14 protein-coding genes are annotated in these 17,268 nt (G+C 73.1%); 9 read left to right on the forward strand and 5 right to left on the reverse strand.

The features are described from left to right. Positions 1-53: 53 nt before the first annotated feature. Positions 54-1,004, reverse strand: coding sequence for a helix-turn-helix transcriptional regulator (locus tag QOZ89_RS05875; RefSeq protein ID WP_083419607.1), 951 nt, complete (start codon positions 1,002-1,004; stop codon positions 54-56). Between the two features lie 109 nt (positions 1,005-1,113). On the opposite strand from QOZ89_RS05875, the gene QOZ89_RS05880 reads away from it, so the two are divergent. Beyond that, positions 1,114-2,838, forward strand: coding sequence for an MFS transporter (locus tag QOZ89_RS05880; protein WP_312623185.1), 1,725 nt, complete (start codon positions 1,114-1,116; stop codon positions 2,836-2,838). A 91-nt stretch (positions 2,839-2,929) separates the two neighbouring features. Beyond that, positions 2,930-4,384: a benzoate/H(+) symporter BenE family transporter gene (locus QOZ89_RS05885; RefSeq protein WP_312623186.1), complete on the forward strand. Its 1,455-nt coding sequence runs from the start codon at positions 2,930-2,932 to the stop codon at positions 4,382-4,384. A gap of 312 nt (positions 4,385-4,696) precedes the next feature. Here the strand turns inward: QOZ89_RS05885 and QOZ89_RS05890 are convergent, their stop codons facing one another. The 3 genes from QOZ89_RS05890 to QOZ89_RS05900 are packed head-to-tail and all read right to left on the reverse strand — an operon-like array spanning position 4,697 to position 8,087. Beyond that, positions 4,697-5,347 (reverse strand): response regulator transcription factor, encoded by a 651-nt coding sequence (locus QOZ89_RS05890; protein WP_083419588.1) that lies wholly within the window; start codon positions 5,345-5,347, stop codon positions 4,697-4,699. After that, positions 5,332-6,573, reverse strand: a complete 1,242-nt coding sequence (locus tag QOZ89_RS05895; protein WP_312623187.1) for a sensor histidine kinase — start codon at positions 6,571-6,573, stop codon at positions 5,332-5,334. Before QOZ89_RS05895 ends, QOZ89_RS05890 begins: the two co-directional genes overlap by 16 nt. A gap of 2 nt (positions 6,574-6,575) precedes the next feature. Then, the gene (locus QOZ89_RS05900) at positions 6,576-8,087 is read right to left on the reverse strand and encodes an alpha/beta hydrolase (protein ID WP_312623188.1); all 1,512 of its coding nucleotides are present in this window, start codon (positions 8,085-8,087) and stop codon (positions 6,576-6,578) included. Between the two features lie 293 nt (positions 8,088-8,380). Between QOZ89_RS05900 and QOZ89_RS05905 the strand changes: the two genes are divergently transcribed. From QOZ89_RS05905 to QOZ89_RS05915, 3 genes are all read left to right on the forward strand, one after another. Beyond that, positions 8,381-8,632, forward strand: a complete 252-nt coding sequence (locus QOZ89_RS05905) for a hypothetical protein (protein ID WP_131804150.1) — start codon at positions 8,381-8,383, stop codon at positions 8,630-8,632. A 1-nt stretch (position 8,633) separates the two neighbouring features. Continuing rightward, positions 8,634-8,822: a hypothetical protein gene (locus tag QOZ89_RS05910; RefSeq protein ID WP_198543497.1), complete on the forward strand. Its 189-nt coding sequence runs from the start codon at positions 8,634-8,636 to the stop codon at positions 8,820-8,822. Positions 8,823-8,982: 160 nt separating this feature from the next. Next, positions 8,983-10,989, forward strand: coding sequence for a DNA polymerase (locus QOZ89_RS05915; protein ID WP_312623191.1), 2,007 nt, complete (start codon positions 8,983-8,985; stop codon positions 10,987-10,989). Positions 10,990-11,280: 291 nt separating this feature from the next. Here the strand turns inward: QOZ89_RS05915 and QOZ89_RS05920 are convergent, their stop codons facing one another. Beyond that, complete coding sequence (locus QOZ89_RS05920; RefSeq protein ID WP_131804149.1) at positions 11,281-11,607, reverse strand: hypothetical protein; 327 nt, start codon at positions 11,605-11,607, stop codon at positions 11,281-11,283. 428 nt (positions 11,608-12,035) lie between these two features. Between QOZ89_RS05920 and QOZ89_RS05925 the strand changes: the two genes are divergently transcribed. The 4 genes from QOZ89_RS05925 to QOZ89_RS05940 all read left to right on the forward strand — a co-directional run bounded on the left by QOZ89_RS05925 (position 12,036) and on the right by QOZ89_RS05940 (position 17,119). Next, positions 12,036-12,398 carry a hypothetical protein gene (locus tag QOZ89_RS05925; RefSeq protein WP_071052396.1) on the forward strand — a complete coding sequence of 121 codons (363 nt, stop codon included), beginning with the start codon at positions 12,036-12,038 and terminating at the stop codon, positions 12,396-12,398. Beyond that, on the forward strand, positions 12,395-13,867 hold the full coding sequence (locus QOZ89_RS05930; RefSeq protein ID WP_083419587.1) for a sensor histidine kinase: 1,473 nt from the start codon (positions 12,395-12,397) through the stop codon (positions 13,865-13,867). Before QOZ89_RS05925 ends, QOZ89_RS05930 begins: the two co-directional genes overlap by 4 nt. Beyond that, entirely contained in the window at positions 13,770-14,474 is a 705-nt protein-coding gene (locus tag QOZ89_RS05935) for a response regulator transcription factor (RefSeq protein WP_071052395.1), read from the forward strand. The genes QOZ89_RS05930 and QOZ89_RS05935 overlap by 98 nt, the downstream gene beginning before the upstream one ends. Positions 14,475-14,809: 335 nt before the next feature. Then, positions 14,810-17,119, forward strand: coding sequence for an MMPL family transporter (locus QOZ89_RS05940; RefSeq protein WP_312623192.1), 2,310 nt, complete (start codon positions 14,810-14,812; stop codon positions 17,117-17,119). Positions 17,120-17,268: the final 149 nt, after the last annotated feature.

The raw sequence follows: 17,268 nt of genomic DNA on the forward strand, positions 1-17,268 counted from the left end.
CTGCCCCGCGCCGGGGCCCCCCCCGCCGGGGGGGGGGGGGCCACGTGCGCGGGTCAGCCCTGGAGGCGGCCCGCGGCCGTGGCACGAGCTCGCAGCTCGGCCAGGCGGTCGCGGCTGGCGTCGTCGATCGGTGTGTAGACCACCAGCCGGACGCCGGGCAGCGCGCCGACGTCGAGGTGGGTGGTCCGCGCCGCGATCTCACCGACCTCCGGGAAGCGGAACCGCTTGTTGCAGGGGCGCGGCGGGGCGACGTTGTGCGTCGCCCAGAGGCGGGCGAACAGGGGGCTCGCCGCACAGAGACGGTGGACGAAGTCCTGCCACTCCGGGTCGCCCAGGTGCTGGCTGTAGCGGTAGCGGAACACGGCCACGCCCTCGGGGGCCTGCTCGTCAAGGTTCACGATCGGGTTGATCTCCGGCGGGGCGGTGAACATGAACCAGAACGAGTTCCGCTCGGTGGCCGGGGCGTTCACGACGTGCGGGAACATCGCCGCGTACGCGTCGTTCCAGGCGAGCACGTCGGAGCGGGCGTTCACGAGCGAGGCCGGCAGCGGGTCGAGGCCGTCCAGGATGACGCGCAGGTCCCGCGTCGCCTCCTGTGGCTCGTCGGGGGCGGCCGCCGCCTGTGGCACGTCGGCCAGCCGGAACAGATGCTCGCACTCGGCGACGTCGAGCCGCAGCGTCCGCGCCACCGCGCCGAGCACCTGGGCGCTGGCGTTGATCGGCCGCCCCTGCTCGAGCCACGTGTACCACGTGACGCCGACCCCGGAAAGCTGGGCGACCTCCTCCCGGCGCAGGCCGGGGGTGCGCCGGCGCGGGCCGGGCGGCATGCCGACGTCCTCCGGGCTGACTCGCTCCCGGCGGCTACGCAGGAACGACGCGAGCTCCGCGCGGCGCTCGCTCGCCCGCGCGCCTGACCTCGCCTCACCGGGCGGCCGCTCCGCCGGCCGCGGCTGCCTCGGCCGGCGCGGCGCGGGCACGTACTCGATCTCCGTCGGCTGCGCCATGGTCACGCCCTCCAGACTGCCCGACGGTGGCCCGCTGTGCCTGGTGCTGACAGTACCAGTATGGACAGGCTCTCTTTACCGGTATCCGTGATGGCGCAGGCTGACAACCATGACAGAGACGACCGAGATGGCCGGGCATCACGTGCCCCACCCGGCCGCGGGCGGGCCGGTCGAGGCCCGCACTCCCACCGACCTGCACCGCGTCATCCCCCGCACACCTCAGCAACCCACGGCCCAGCCGCGTTCCCAACCGCCGGAAACAACAGAAACAACAGAAACGGCGGAGACGGCCGAGACGGCGGAGACGGCGGAGACGGCGGAGACGGCGCCAGCCGAGGCAGTGCCCCGCGTGGTGGTGCCCACCCAGCCGCGGCCCACCGACTCGGCCGCACGACCGGCCCCGGGCACCCGGGCCGGCAAGGTCGCGGCTGTGGCGGCGGCCCCGGCCCCGGCCCCGGCAGGACGCGGCGGCGGGCTCGCTCTCGCGGTCCTGCTGCTGGGCCAGTTCATGGCGATCCTGGACGTCAGCATCGTCAACGTCGCCCTGCCGACGCTGCGCGCCGACCTGAGCACGTCCGACGCCGGCCTGCAGCTCATCGTCGCCGGCTATGTGCTGTCCTACGCGGTGCTGCTGATCACCGGCGCGCGCCTCGGCGGGATGATCGGGCACCGGGCGACGTTCCTCGCCGGGCTCGCCGTGTTCACCATCACCTCCGGCGCCTGCGGCCTCGCGCCGGGCTCCGGCACACTGATCGGCTTCCGGTTCGTCCAGGGCGCCGGTGCCGCGTTGATGACGCCGCAGGTCATGAGCATGATCCAGCGGACCTTCACCGGGCCGGCGCGAGCCAGGGCGCTGGGCCTCTTCACGGCCGTGGTCGCCGGCGGCGTCGTCGTCGGCCAGGCGGCCGGCGGACTGCTGGTCAGCGCCGACCTGTTCGGCTCCGGCTGGCGGCCGGTGTTCCTGCTCAACGTGCCGATCGGCGCGGTGCTGCTCGCGATCGGCCCCCGCGTCCTGCCCAAGGACCGCGGCGGGCACGGCGTGCGCCTCGACGTGCCGGGACTGCTGGTGGTCAGCCCCGCGGTGCTGCTCTTCGTGCTGCCCCTGATCCTCGGCCACGACGAGGGCTGGCCCGCGTGGTGCATCGCGTCACTCATCGCCAGCGTGGCGCTGTTCGGCCTGTTCGCCGCGGTGGAACGCCGCGTCGCCGCCCGCGGCGGGCAGCCGCTGATCTCCGGGCCGGTGCTGCGCGCGCCCGGCCTGCTGCCGGCGGTCGGCGTGCTGCTGCTCGCGCCGGCGACCTGGGGCGCATTCCTGTTCACCACGACGCTGCATCTGCAGGGTGACCTGGGCATGGGCCCACTCGGCTCGGGGCTTGCCTTCATACCGTGCGTCGCCGCCTTCGCCCTGGTCAGCCTCAACTGGCAGCGGATGCCGGGTCGCTGGCACAGCCGCCTGGTCCCGGCCGGGTTCGCGCTGGCCGCCGTCTCCTACCTGTGGATCGGCCCGCTCGCCGGCGGCGGCGTCGGCTACGAGCTGATCACCGCCGTGATCGGCCTGGGTCTCGGCGTGATGCCGATCGTCATGACCCTCGCCCTGCAGCACGTCCCGGTCGAGAACGCGCCGGACGCCAGCGGCCTGCTGCTGACCGTCATGCAGCTCGGCCAGGTCACCGGCATCGCCACCGTCGGCACCGTGTTCCTGACCGTCACCGAGAACAGCCACTCCACCGGCCACGCCGAGTACGCCACCGGATGGGCCCTGGCCGCCGTCGCCGTCGCCGCGGCCGCCACCGCACTCCTTCTCGCCCGCAGGCGAGGCTCCCTCACCGGCTGAAGCACGGCGAGCAAGGCTCGGATGATGCTCCGGGTGGTCGGGCCAGTCGAGGCCCGGCCACCCGGGGCTTGGTCGCTCCTATGTTCTGTATGTGGAACAGCGCCATCTCGACTCGCCGGACGCCGCGGCCGACACACTCGACGCCTCGGGCGCGGACGCAACGGCCAGCGCGACGGACGCAACCGCCGGCGCGACAGACGCGGCAGCCGGCACGGCGGGTGCCATGGCAGGCGTGGCGGGCGGCCCGCCCGGCGCGGCCGGTCCGGGCGACCAGGCCGCTTCGGGAACTCGGGCCGCTTCGGGAACTGAGACCGCCTCGGGAACTGAGGCCCCCTCGAGAGCTGGGGCGGCCTCGGGGGTCCGGGCCGCTCATCTGGTCAGCGCGGGCGTCGTCACGGCGCTGGTCGGGTTCGCGAGCGCGTCCGTCGTGGTGCTCACCGGGCTGCGGGCAGCCGGGGCGAGCCCGGCGCAGGCCGCCTCGGGCCTGCTCTCCGTCACCGTCACCCAGGCACTCGGGACGCTGTGGCTCAGCCGCCGGCACCGGATGCCGGTGCTGCTCGCCTGGTCGACGCCGGGCGCGGCGCTGCTCGCCTCGACCGGCGCGGTCGACGGCGGCTGGCCGGCCGCCGTCGGGGCCTTCCTCGTCGTCGGCGGGCTGATCCTGCTCACGGCGCTGTGGCCACGCCTCGGCGGGCTCATCGCGTCGATCCCCGCGCCGATCGCGCAGGCCATGCTCGCCGGCGTCCTGCTCACGCTGTGCCTGGCCCCCGTCCACGGGCTGGTCGACCATCCGGCGCTCGTCGCGCCGGCGGTCGTGGTGTGGCTGGTGCTGCTGCGGCTCGCGCCGCGCTGGGCGGTGCCGGTGGCGTTCGCCGCCGCGGTGGTAGCCATCGGGATCTGGCTCGGCCGCCACGGCGGTCTCGACGGTCCGCTGCTGCCGCGCGTCGAGCTGACGGCGCCGACGCTGACCTGGGCGTCGGTGCTCTCGCTCGCCATCCCGCTCTACATCGTCACGATGGCGTCGCAGAACGTCCCCGGCGTCGCGGTGCTGTCCTCCTACGGCTACGCCGTCCCGTGGCGGGAGTCGATGACGGTGACCGGTGTCGGCACCGTCGTCGGCGCGTTCGCCGGCGGCCACGCGATCAACCTGGCCGCGATCACCGCGGCGCTCGCCGCGAGCCCGGAGGCGCACCCCGACCCGAGGCGGCGCTGGGTCGTCGCCCACCTCGCCGGCTGGACCTTCCTCGTCCTCGCCCTGGTCTCGACGATCCTGGTGACTGTGGTGACCGCCGCCCCGGCCGGCGTCACCACGGCCGTCGCCGGCCTCGCCCTCGTCGGCACGCTCGCGTCGTCGCTGACCTCGGCCCTGGCCGACCCGGACGACCGCCAGGCCGCCATCGTCACCTTCGTCGTCGCGGCCAGCGGCATCACCCTTGCCGGTGTCGGTGCCGCCTTCTGGGCACTCGCCGCTGGCCTCCTGATCCGCTCGGCCCTGCGCCACCGGCCCGCCGCCCCGGCGGCCGTCCCCACGCCGCCGCGAGACTGACCGACCGGGCACCTCGGCTGGCAGGCGACCTGCCCTAGACCGCCACTACAATGCGCGACAAGACGGGCACGGCTGTACGGGCCGTGGAGGCCCGTTCCCGAGGCGACCGGGGTGATAGCCGGGCCGCCAGGCGGGCGGCAGCGGTGCCGCCTCGCCGGCACTGAGTCCCGAACCGTGCCATCCCAACCAGCCTATAACCGATGGTCGGCATCGCATGACCCCGCTTTTGGTGACTTTCCTGGGTTGACGATTTACGTACCCAACACCACAAGGACAACACCCATGTCGGATACCGGGGTCCGGAGCGGTCGGTCAGTTCCGCAGGTAGGTCAGGACGGCGAGCACCCGGCGGTGACCGTCCTCCGTGGGGAGGTCGAGTTTCATGAAGATGTTGCCGATGTGCTTGGCCACCGCGGCCTCGCTGATCCCGAGCATGCGGGCGATCGACGGATTGGAGCGGCCTTCGGCCATCCGGGCGAGCACCTCACGTTCCCGCGGCGTCAGCCGGTCAAGTGGGTTGGTCGAGCGTTGCCGGTTCAGCAGCTGGCGCACCACGTCGGAGTCGATGACGGTCTCGCCGCCGGCGACCCTGGACACCGCGTCGGTGAAGTCGGCGACTTCGCCGATGCGGTCCTTGAGCAGATAACCGACCCCGGCCTGGCCGGACGGGCCGAGCAGCTCGGCGGCGTACGCGGTGGCCGCGTACTGCGACAGCACCAGGACCGCCGCGCCCGGGTCGCCTGCCCGTAGCGCCACCGCGGCGCGCAGCCCCTCGTCAGTGAGAGTGGGCGGCATACGGACATCGGTGATGACGAGGTCGGGCCGGTGCTCCCGGGCGGCCCTCAGCAACGAGTCACCGTCACCGACCGCCGAGACGACCGTATGGCCGAGACCTTCGAGCAGGCTGACGAGACCGGCACGCATGAGGGTGGCGTCCTCGGCCAGCACTATTCGTAGCGACACGGAAGATCGATCCGCACTGTGGTGGGCCCTCCTCGCGGGCTGCTGATCTGCAGAGTGCCATCCATGACAGCGACGCGGTCGGCCAGGCCGCGCAGACCCGTGCCCAGCGAGGGGTCGGCGCCGCCCTGCCCGTCGTCGACGACCGTCAGTGTCAGGCGTTCGTTCGCCGCCACGCCGCTGACCCGGATGTGGTCTGCCGCGGCGTGCCGGACCACGTTGGTCAGGGCCTCGGAGACGACGAAGTAGGCGGTGGACTCGACCGCGGGCGGCAGGCGTCCGGGCAACACGACGTCGACCTCGACCGGAATCGGGCACCGCTCGGCGAGTTCGCCCACCGCCTCGGCCAGCCCGAAATCGGTGAGAACCTGGGGATGGATGCCGCGGATCTGCTCTCGGATCGCGGCGAGCGCCATCCGGGCCTGCTGCTGCGCCTCACCGACGAGCGTCCCTGCCCGTCCGCTGTCGCCGGCGAGTTCCACTTCGGCCAGGCCCAGATTCATCGTCAGGAGTACGAGGTGCTGCTGGGCGCCGTCGTGCAGGTCGCGCTCGATGCGGCGGCGTTCGGCCTCGAACGCGTTCACCAGCCGGGTGCGCGACTGGAGGAGTTCGTCCACCTGCCGGTTCATCTCCGTGCTGGACGGCGCCAGCAGCCACCTGGCGAGTCCCGCCTGGGCACCGGCGAGAACGGCCAGGCCGTAGAGCGTGAGAAGCGTCGCGGGCACCCCGACCAGGCCGGCCGCCGCCCATGCCTGGGGAACCGTGTGGACCGACCAGGTACCCAGCTGGATCTGGACCAGGTCCGGGACCGTCGCGACGAACAGTGGCAGAGCCAGCAGCACGGCGCAGACGAACAGGGCGAGCAGCGCGCCCGCGTCGAGGACGAGCAGGAGCGACAACAGGCAGGCGGCATAGCCGAGTTCCCGCCAGGTCGCGGCCTCGCGTACCCGGCGCCGCGCCCACGTCAGCGCGCCCCCACTGATCGGCCTGTGCGGGCCGCGAAGCGGGTCCGACGCCAGGAGGCGGAGCCGGTGACGCTCCAGCGCGCCGATCGGCACCCCGATCAGCGGGAGCGACGGAGGGAACAGCAGCAAGGGGACGACGGCGACCCAGGCACCCAGGCTGACCGCCACCGTGCTGCCGACGTAGGCGAGGCTTCGCCAAGGCCACGTGGACACCAGGAAACGGACCGGACTGCCCGCCATCGCCCGCCACACGCTGGCCGCCATTCTCAGGACCCTACAACGCAGTCTGTGTCGCGGGTCGGGAAAGCCCCGTCGACCAGATACCGGTTCACGGTGCCGTCGACGCAGGCATTTTCCGCGGCCAGGTACTCGGTATGCGCGAAACCGCCGCGCAGAGTCACCATCCGCGAGCCCGTCAGTGCCCCATGCATCGCCTGCTGTCCCGGATACGGGGCGACCGGGTCGCCGTCGGCACCGACGATCAGCGCCGGCACGTCGGTGCGAATCGTTGTAGGCTTTTCCGCCGGCCGCGTCGGCCAGAACGCGCAGGGTGTGATGTTGTGGGCCAGGGGCCCGAACAGCGGCTCGTCATGACGGTGGCTCTCGATGTCGCGGAAATACGTGTCCGGGTCGCGGGAGGCGGCGCGATCGGCGCAGATGACGGCGGTCCCGGCCCGGTCGGCAGCGTAACCGGCGCCGGTGAACAGGCCGGCGAGAAACGTCTCCAGCGAGAATGTGGGCGTCGCCGGTCCACCGCGCGCGGCGGCGTCGAACACCCGCAGTTGCTCGGCGAGGTCCGCGTAGCCCGCGGTGCTGTCGTCGTAGAGGTGGGCGAACAGGAAGTACGGCAGGACATGCGAGTCCACGGTGTACGTCCCGACTTTGAGGGGGCTGCGCGCACTTGCCTGGTTGATGCGGTCGACCGTGGCCAGCACCTCGCCGGGGGTGCCGCCGAGGCCGTACTCGCTGTCGCGGCCGGCCGCCCAGGTGGCCCAGTGCTCCAGTGCTGCCTGGGTCGCCGGCGCGGCGCGGGAGATCAGAGCGGGGCCGAAGACGTCCGGGTCGACGGGGCTGTCCAGCACCACCCGGTCGGCATGGGAACCGAACATCTGCAGGTAGACCGCGCCCAGGTATGTGCCGTAGGAGTAGCCGAGGTAAGAGAGCTTCTGTTCGCCCAGGGCACGGCGGACGAGGTCCATGTCGCGGGCGGTGTTCCGGGTCGACGCGTACGGCAGGAGGTCGAGGTTGCCCCGGGCGCATCCGGCGGCAAGCTCCTTCGCCAGCGTGACACTCTCGTCGAAAGTGCGCCGGTCGGGGCCGGCGGAACGCAGGAAGGTGTCGGTCTTCCACTGGCACTCGATCGGGCTGCTGCGGCCCACGAACCGCGGGTCCATCCCGATCAGGTCGTAGCGGGCCGCGACGTCCGGCATCAGCTTGTTGATGAGCACCGTCTCCATTCCACTGCCGCCCGGGCCGCCCGGGTTGAGCATCAGGATGCCGCGACGCCGGACCGGATCAGTCGCTTTGATCCGGGCCATCGCGACCGAGATCTTCCGGCCGTGAGGGTGGTTGTAGTCGACCGGTACGGTCACCTCGGCGCACTGGGCACCCTCGGCGTCGAGAGCCGCTCCCAGTTCGTCGGCCGGGCCGGTATGACAGCCATGCCAGTTCACCGACGGCTGGCGGGTGCTCCCGGCCGCCGCCCAGGTCGTAGACGATGCCGCGCCAAGCACCAGTACACCGGCGACGACGATCGTCGTGAGCCCTCGAAATCCCATGTGCCGACCGTAGAAAACACCCGTTCGGAACGCGATGGCGTGGACGCCAGCAGCCGTGGTAAAGCATTCTGGGCCCGCGGGGTATACCTGGCTCTACCACATCCGAACAGCCCGCCTGCTATCGGCGCGAGCCTGGTCTTCGACGAACGCGCGCAGCCCGCGACAGGAGTCCTCGACCTCGGCCCACCGGGCCGAAAGGGCGTTGGAGCTCAACCCCGGTGCGCGGATCGCCGCCGAACAGAACCGGGCCTTCCTGCACCGCGCGATCCGCCAGCGCGGCTGAGGACGCCTGGTTGAAGCAGTACGACTCCGACCAGCCGGAAGCTGGGCTGCTGTACCTCTGTCATTGCGGCTGTTCGTCGTGGGAGGCGCTCGTGGTCAGCGGCCCAGCGAAAGGCCAGATGTGGGCCGACGATACGGGCACCGACGGAGGAATCCAGCCGCTGCGCGACGATGGGAGCAACCGCTGGGGTTCGCTTGATGGTATCGGCGGTGGTTGGACGGCGCGACAACCCAACTGTCCCTATGCTCCGGCGGGAGGCTGACATGCGGTTGGGAACACATATCATCTCGTTCGATCATCCGGATGGGGCCGCGGGGCTTGGGCCGCGGCTCGCCGACGTCGGTGCCGCGGCGGAGGCGGCCGGGGTGGGCTGGCTGTCGGTGATGGACCACTACTTCCAGCCGGCGATCGCTCATGACCGTCGCGGGCGTGTTGTCACGGCCTTGGTTTAGCCCCATTCGCGACGGCGACAACGCGGGGCGGTGATCAGCCGGTCGCGTGCCGCCGGGCGGCCGCCGGCGGGGGCGGGGGCGGTTTGTCGGTGGTGTGCGGCAGCATGCGGGTGTGGCCTCGGCAGCGCGTCCCCCCGGTGCGACGGCATCGGGTGGCGCCGTGCGCGCGGTGGAGGCGCTGCGCGCGGCCGGGGTGGGGCGCGGTGGCGCGGTGGCCGTGGTCGCGGTCGCCGGAGTCGGGACGGCATTGGCGTGGGACGGCGGCGGGTGGGCCGAGGCGGCCGAGGCCGGCGGGGTGCTGGCGGAGGTGGAGGGCGCGGTCGGGCCCCGCTGGGTGTGGTGGTCGACGCGGGGGAAGGGATCGCCCCTGACCGTGGCCACCGGCGGTGGCGGGCCGGCGCTGTGCTGGGATCTGGCGGCGGTGCACCGGGTGCTGCGCGGCGGGCATCGGGACGATCCGGGAGCGGTGTGGGCGGCCGCTCGCGGCCTCCCGCTCCCGCCGCCGCCGCACCGGCCGCGCCGCGACGGGCAGCTCGACCTGCTCGCCGTCGTCGACGACCACGCGGACGGCCCGGAGGCCGGCGACGCGGACGATCCGGTCGGGCCAGACGGGCAGCTGCGGACCGGCTGGGTCGAGGAGACGCTGCGCGGCACTGCTACGGGCGGGTTGGGTGAGCGGCTGGTCAGGGCGGGGCGGTTCGCCCGGCTCGCGCTGGTCGTGATGGCCGCGCAGGAACAGGCGCTGCGGGCTCTGCCCGACCCGCGGGCACGGCCGGCCCGGATTCCGCTCGCGGTGCTGACGGCGCGGGCCGAGTCGGCCGCCGAGCTGCTCGCCCACGAGCTGTGGCGTGACGGCCTGCCCGTCGACCGCGCGACGGCCGAGTCGACGATCCGCGAGATCGTCGGGCCGCGGTCGCGGGACGCGGCCGGCGAGGCGGCGTCGAGACGGGAACGAGACGCCCCAGTGCTGCGGCATCTGGGCGCGTCGGTCGACCTGCGCAACCCCGCGTCGATCCGGGCGGGCCTGGCGGCGCTCGGGATCGACGTGCCGGACACCAGGGCGGGCCGGCTGACGCCGCTGCGCGGGACGCATCCGGTGGTCGACGCGCTGCTGGCCTGGCGCAAGGCCGAGCGGATCGCGACGACCTACGGCTTCCGCTGGCTGGACACCCACGTCGGCGCCGACGGCCGGCTGCGCGGCGAGTGGCACGGCAGCGACGGCGCCGCCGGGCGGATGACCGCCGCCGCCGGGCTGCACAACCTGCCCGCCGACCTGCGGGTCCTGGTGGTCGCCGAGCCTGGGTACCGGTTCGTGCGCGCCGACCTCGGCCAGATCGAGCCGCGGGTGCTGGCCGTCGTCTCCAGCGACCCGGAGCTCACGAAGGCCACGGCGCAGGACGACCTGTACGCCCCGGTCGCGGCCCGGCTCGCGGTCGACCGGCCGACCGCGAAGATCGCGGTGCTCGCCGCGATGTACGGCCAGACGACCGGTGCCGCCGGACAGGCGCTGCGCCAGATGCGCGAGACCTACCCGGTGGCGCTGGCCTATCTCGACGCGGCCGACGCCGCCGGCCGCGCCGCCGCCCTCGGCCGTCCGCTTGACACAGCCTCACCTGCCGGGACGGCGGCCGGACATCCGTCGCCCCCGCCCGTCCCGGACCGGAACGGTCCGGCATCTCCGGAGCGGGCCTCGCCGGACATGCCCGCTCCCCGAGCGGGCGAGGCGGCCGAGGGCGCGCTGCGGACGTTCGGTGGCCGGCGGATCCCGCTGCGCGCCATCACCGCGGACGCGGCCGCAACCGCAAACCCGGCCGCAACCGCAAACCCGGCCGCAACCGCAAACCCGGCCGTGGACCTGGACCTTGGCCGGGCGAGCGCGGCCTGGGGCCGGTTCGCGCGTAACGCCGTCGTCCAGGGTGCCGCCGCCGAGCTGTTCAAGGCCTGGGCGGTGACAGTCCGCCAGGCTCTGGTGCCGCTCGGCGGTGAGATCGTGCTCTGCCTGCACGACGAGCTGCTCCTGCACGTCCCCGCCGAGCACGCCGACCGGGCCGTCGCCGCGACCCGGCACGCGCTCGCGGCGACCGCCGCCTACTGGGCCGCCGGCAGCCCGGTCCGCTTCGTCGTCGACATCGCCGTCGTCGACCGCTGGTCCGATGCCAAGGCCTGACCTCGATGTGTCCGCCGTCGATGTGCACCTTGGCTCGGCGGTGAGACCCCGAGGGGGATTACGGCGACGGCCGGACGGAATAGTCCCACTCATGCCCGCCCATAGGTCGCGCCCGGCCGCGGGCGCTTCGGGGCGACCGGGCCCCGACGAAATGCCTTCCGCATGGCTGAGCACGAACCGCCGACGGCGTTGCTGACGGTGATGTGCTGGCCGGAGGATTCGTCCACCCGACGGCTGACAGCGAGGCGAGAGGCCGTACCTCACGCGGCCCCCGACGCGCGAGGGCCGTCATCAGGTCGTCGCGGCGGGCAGCGCGGCGCGCCTCGATACCAGCTGGCCGACCAGGAGGACGAGCAGAACGCGTCGCCACCGGCGGCGGCACCGGTGGCGACGGGGCGGCGGCCCGCCGACCGGGTCGGTCATCGAGGGCTGCGTCGGGTGCTTTCGGGGATCGGCTGGTTCGGCGATCTTCGGCTCCGGCCTGACCCTGGCCTGCCCGAGCATCTCGGGCCGCGGCGGGACGGAGCCCTCGGTCCACACTGGCGGCGCGGTATCGGTCTCGGGCCATTTGGGTACGGTGTTGCCGGGACTGGCTAGCCTGCTATCCACGTTCTCCACGCTCCTGTCCGCGCTAGAAGCGGTCCGACGGCGCACGGAATTCCGGCGGCGCGGGTTGTCATGCGCCAGCGTCGGTTTCGCCTTTTCGTCATCCTGTCCGGAGTCCTTCGGCTTGTCGTCGTGCGCACGCCGACATTCCCCCTACGTATTCCGTGGTACTCCGCGGTGGCGTCGTGGCGCGGCGGCCAGGCGGAGCGGAACTGAGGCCCGGCGGGCCCAACCAGCCAATCGGGTGGGTAGCGAGCGGTGCGCTGGGGTGACTGGCTGGACTGGCTGATCGTGAGCCGGCGAGGCTCCTGCGGGCCGACGCGGCCAGGCGGCACGTACTGCGCTCGTCGTACGCGGAAATGTCGGCGCAGGGACGACGACCGGGCAGGGGTCGGCAGGGCAGCCTGGAACGGAACCCGAGATAGAGACGGAGACCGCTCGTGGCGAGTGTCCTGTATCGGCTGGGCCGACTTGCCTATCGGCGGCGACGGTATGTCGTCGTGCTGTGGGTGGCAGCCCTCGCCGCTCTTGCCTTCGCCGCGGCGAAAGCACCGCCGGCTCCCGACGAAGCGTTCTCCATTCCCGGTACCGAGTCCGAGAAGGCGTTTGATCTCCTGGACGAGCGCTTTCCGGGGACGACGGCGAACGGGGCGTTTGCTCGGATCGCCTTCGTAGCCCCGGCGGGGCGGGCGCTGCACCGGCCGGAGATCGCGCACCAGGCGGCAGGCGACCAGCCCGCGCCGCCGCCGCCGGCCGCCGTCGCCGTTGGTCCCGCTTCCGCCGAGTCCGCCTCGGTCCGATGAGGAGCCCCCGCCCGGCCGGCCATCCCGGCAACGCCGTGCTGCACCGGCCGGCGAACACGTACCGTGGGCGGCACGGTTACAGCACCCGACGGGAACTCCTGATCATAGCGACGGTCTGGCGACGGTTCGCGAGCGACCACCGCGGGGCGACCACCGCCGTGGTCGCACTGCTGATGTTCGCCGCGGCCGGGCCTGGTAGCCGCATCGCTCCCGGCAACGCCACCCGCCCGGACTCCGCCTGGCCGGCGGTGATACTCGCCGCGATCTCTTGCGTCACTCTGCTGTGGCACGAACGCCGGCCACGCACGGTCGTGACGGTAGCCGCCATCTGCGCCGCCGGCATAGCGCTGCACGGCTACCTCCTTAGCATGCTGCTGATCGCCCCGGCCATGGCCGCGCTCTACTGGCTGGCCGACCACACCGACCGGACGACCGCGATCGTGTTCACCGGCGCCACCGCCACCCTGGTCGTGACGGCCGCACTGATCGGTGATCCAGCCAGTTACCCGCTGGTGTTGAAGACCATCGGCCCGATCGCCTGGCTGATGCTCCCCGCCGCGCTTGGCAACACCGCGCGGCTACGCCGCGCCTACCTGGCCGCCGAGCGGGCCCGTGCCGAGCACGCCGAGCACACCCGGGAGCAGGAGGCCCGCCGACGTGTGATCGACGAGCGCACCCGGATCGCCCGCGAACTGCATGACGTCGTCGCCCACCACATGACCCTGGCCAACGCCCAGGCCAGTACTGCCGCCCACCTCGCCGTGACCCGGCCCGAGCAGACCAGGGAGATCCTGGCCGGCCTCGCCGCGACCACCTCGGCGGCGCTTCGGGACCTCAAGGCCACCGTCGGCCTGCTCCGGGCCGACGACAGCCCGAACGCGCCGCTGGAACCAGCCCCCGGGCTGGGCCGGCTACCCGACCTGACCGCCGCGTTCGCCGAGGCTGGTCTCGCGGTCACCGTCGACGTGGCCGGGGACCCGCGGCCGCTGTCCCCCGGGGTGGACCTGACCGCGTTCCGCGTCGCCCAAGAGGCATTGACCAACGTGGCAAAACACGCGGCCACCGACACCGCGCACGTACAGATCACCTACTTCCGCGACATGCTCACCATGACCGTCACCGACCATGGCGGCGCGACGGGCCGGCCCCACTCCACAGCGGCCGGCGTGGATGAGAAGGAGGCGGGTACCGCGAGCGGCCACGGACAGGCGGCCGGCGGCCGGGCGACCGGCGGATTCGGCCTCATCGGCATGCGCGAACGCGCCCGCTCGGTCGGCGGCGAGCTGACCGCCGGTCCCCGGCCCGACGGCGGCTTCCAGGTCGCCATCTGGCTCCCGCTGCAGCCCACCTCCGCCACGAAGGCAGGTACCGATGACGATCCGCGTGCTACTCGCCGACGACCAGGCTCTACTGCGGGCGACCTTCCGGATGCTGATCGACTCCCAGGAGGACATGACCGTCGTCGCTGAGGCCGCCGACGGCGGAGAGGCGACCACCCGCACCCGTCAACACCACCCGGAGGTCGTCGTCATGGACATCCGGATGCCCGGGACCGACGGCCTGACCGCGACCGCCACCATCTGCGCCGACCCGGACCTGGCCACCACGCGGATCCTCATCCTCACCACCTTCGAGCTCGACGAGTACGTCGCCCACGCACTGCGAGCAGGCGCCAGCGGATTCCTCGGCAAGGACGTCGGGGCCGAGGAGCTCCTCTCCGCGATCCGGCTGGTGGCCGCCGGCGACGCCCTGCTCTCACCAACCGCCACCCGCGCGCTGATCACCCGCTTCCTCGCCGTGCCCGAACCCACCATGACCCGCGCGACCTCCGACACGCTGAGCGTCCTGACCACCCGCGAACGAGAGGTAGTAGCACTCGTCGCCGAGGGCTACTCCAACGACGAGATCGCCGCCCGCCTCGTCATCAGCCCACTCACCGCCCGCACCCACGTCCATCGGGCCATGGCCAAACTCCACGCCCGCGACCGGGCCCAGCTCGTCGTCATCGCCTACCAGACAGGCCTGGCGGCCCCGCCTCGCCGACCCGAGCGGCCAGACCTGCCCAGCGCGTCGTGACGACGGTCTGTCCCTTTGACCGCCGCGGGCAGTGCCGGAGTCTCGCCGGCTTCCCTCCTACGACGTCCCTCCCAGGCCCGCGGCCCGCAGGACCGGGTCAGACGGGCCCGGCAACGGCACGAAGCGAACCCTCCGCACCGCGCGCAGGATTCTGATCGAGGCGTCCGCGAAGCCGGCCGGACGAGGGAGTGCCGTGCCTCGCGCCGGCCGCGAGCACCCGCCGCTCATCTGGCGTGCCCCTTGGTGGGCACGGGCCGACACATCGTGCGAATGCGGCCACGCTCGGAGTCCGAAACCCTGGTTCGACGCCAACCATTGGGGTTAGTTTGTCGCGAATGAGGCGAAATCGCAGCTACACCTCCGCCGGGCGAACGCTTCTCGCCGCGCTGTGCGCCCGTCACCGCTGGGTCGTCGTCGGCCTGTGGGCCGTCTGCCTGGTGACGCTCGTTCTCCTCGCACGCGCACAGGGCGCCCGCTTCGACACCGATGTCGCCGTCCCGGGCAGTGACTCCGCGCGTGCCCTCGACCTCGCCGGCCGGGCTTTGGGCGGGACGGATCTTCCGGACACCGAGACGGTGGTGCTGCACGCCCGCCATGGAACGGTCGACGACCCGCTGGTGCGGGCGCAGATTGCCGCGATGCTGGCGCAGCTCGGCAAGGTGCCGAAGGTCGCCGGCGTCGTCGACCCGTTCTCGCCGGGCGGCGCGGTCGTCCTCGGCGTCGACCCGGTGAGCGCGAACCGGCACACCGCGGTCGTCTCGGTGATCGTGAAGGGCTCGGCGCTGCACCCTGACCGGGCCACCGCCCAGCGCCTCGTCGCCGCGGTGCGGTCCTATGACGGGCCCAACCTGCAGGTCGAGATCGCCGGCCCGGATGCGGCCGCGGTCAACGCCACCGCCATCTCCTGGTGGCCGATCCTCATCGCCCTCGCGGCCGCCCTGCTGCTGCTCGGGGCCACCCTCCGTTCTCGCGGCGCGGTCGCCGTCTGTGCCGTGACCACCGCGGTGGCGACCGTGACCGCGCTGGCGATCGCCGTGCTGCTCTCCCACGCGACGACGATGACGGTGTACGCGCCGCTGCTCGCGGCCGTGGTCGCGGCCGGGACCAGCCTGGGCGGTGCGGTCGTCGTCGTGCACCGGGCCCAGTCCGGCCTGCGGGAGGGGGGCGGCGCGCTCGAGGCGGTGACGCGGGCCGCCGCGCAGACCGGGTTCGCCATCGCGTGCGGCGGTTTCTGCGTCACCCTGGCGATGGATGGCGTCGTGGCGCTGGGCCTGCCCTTCTTCAACGGGGTCGCGCTGGGCTCGGCCGCTGCCGGGGCGGCGACTGGTCTGGTGATCCTGACCTTGCTTCCGGCGCTGCTGGCGATCTGCGGGCCGCGGCTGCTCGGCTGGACGGAACGCCAGCACCTGACGACCAGCGGCCGTGGCCTGAACCAGCCGCCGGGGCTGCGGGCGAGGTGGGCTGGCTGGGTGCATCGCCGTCCGCTGGTCGCCGCCTGTGCGGCGGGCTTCCTGCTGTTGGCGCTCGCCGCGCCGGCGTTGACCCTCAAGCTTGGTGGTGCCGACGACGGCGCCGAGTCGACGTCGTCGACCACCCGGCGGGCCTACGACCTGTTGAGCACCGATTTCTTTCCCGGGTTGAACGGGCCGATGCTCGTCGCCGTCGACCTCGGCCACGCGCCGGCGGCGGTGTCCCCGGACGCCGTGGTGGCTGCGCTCGCCAAGGCTCCCGGGGTCGCGCGGGCGGCGGTGAACCTGAACAACGCGCAGGCGGGAGTCGCCGTGATCCGGGTCTTCCCGACGGCCGGCCCACGCTCGCCGGACGCCACCGCCCTGCTGCACCGGCTACGTGACCAGGTCCTCCCACCCGTGCTGGCCGGCACCGGTTCGCGGGCCTATGTCGGTGGTTCCACCGCCCTGTTCGCCGACATGGCGGCGAACTTCCACGGTGCGACGACCGGGTTCCTCGCGGTGGTCCTGCTGGCGATGTTGGGCTGTGGGCTCCTGATGCTGCGGTCGGTGACGATCGCGACCGCCCTGGCACTCACCAGCGCCCTCGCGGTGCTCGCCGCGGCCGGTGTCCTTGCGCTGCTGTTCCAGACCGGCCTGGTCACCCGGGTGCTGGGACTGGCGACCGGGCCGGTCGAACCGTCGCTGCTGGTGATCGTCCTGGTCGCCGTGTTCGGTCTGCTCCCGGGGCTGAACCTCGGCCTGCTCGCCCGGCTCATGGAGCCTGCCGCCGCCCCCGGACTGGGCCGACAGGCTCGTCGCCGCAACGCCTCCGGGCCCGTCCGGCTCGGCCATGCGGACGTCGGCCACGTCATGCTCACGATGAACCTGGTGATGCTGTTCCTCTTCGCCGCGGTCGCCGCACAGCCGGCGCGCCTGATGAAAGTGACTGGATGCGGCCTCGCCGCCGGCGTCGCCATCGACGCGTTTGTACTGCGCGCGACGCTGCTGCCCGCACTCCTCCACCTGCTCGGCCCCCGCCGGCGCCGGGGCGTGCCGGACCTCGCCTGGACGCAGCCGCTGGTCGGCGGACCGTCCGACCAGGCGGCCGCCGCACGGGACGGCACCGAAGCCGCGACAGTGCCGATCCGCATCCGCCGACCGGAGCAGACGGCGCCACGGCCAACCCGCCTGTAACCGCCCGCCCGACCGCCCCCTCGCACCCCAGCGAGCACCGACGTAGGCGAAAATCGGCCCGGCGTCGATGGCGAGAGCTACGGCGTCACCTCGCTGGCGAGGATCTCCTCGATCCGCTCGGAGATGTCCCGCCGGCCGCGACGCCCAGC

It is taken from the genome of Pseudofrankia coriaricola, assembly GCF_032027725.1.
Taxonomy (GTDB): Bacteria; Actinomycetota; Actinomycetes; order Frankiales; family Frankiaceae; genus Pseudofrankia.

Bases quoted from the DNA above. Each gene is read 5' to 3' on its own strand.
- QOZ89_RS05875 (WP_083419607.1), bottom strand. From the start codon at position 1,004: ATGGCGCAGCCGACGGAGATCGAGTACGTGCCCGCGCCGCGCCGGCCG.
- QOZ89_RS05880 (WP_312623185.1), top strand. From the start codon at position 1,114: ATGACAGAGACGACCGAGATGGCCGGGCATCACGTGCCCCACCCGGCC.
- QOZ89_RS05895 (WP_312623187.1), bottom strand. From the start codon at position 6,573: ATGGCGGCCAGCGTGTGGCGGGCGATGGCGGGCAGTCCGGTCCGTTTC.
- QOZ89_RS05900 (WP_312623188.1), bottom strand. From the start codon at position 8,087: ATGGGATTTCGAGGGCTCACGACGATCGTCGTCGCCGGTGTACTGGTG.
- QOZ89_RS05910 (WP_198543497.1), top strand. From the start codon at position 8,634: ATGCGGTTGGGAACACATATCATCTCGTTCGATCATCCGGATGGGGCC.
- QOZ89_RS05930 (WP_083419587.1), top strand. From the start codon at position 12,395: ATGAGGAGCCCCCGCCCGGCCGGCCATCCCGGCAACGCCGTGCTGCAC.
- QOZ89_RS05935 (WP_071052395.1), top strand. From the start codon at position 13,770: ATGACGATCCGCGTGCTACTCGCCGACGACCAGGCTCTACTGCGGGCG.
- QOZ89_RS05940 (WP_312623192.1), top strand. From the start codon at position 14,810: ATGAGGCGAAATCGCAGCTACACCTCCGCCGGGCGAACGCTTCTCGCC.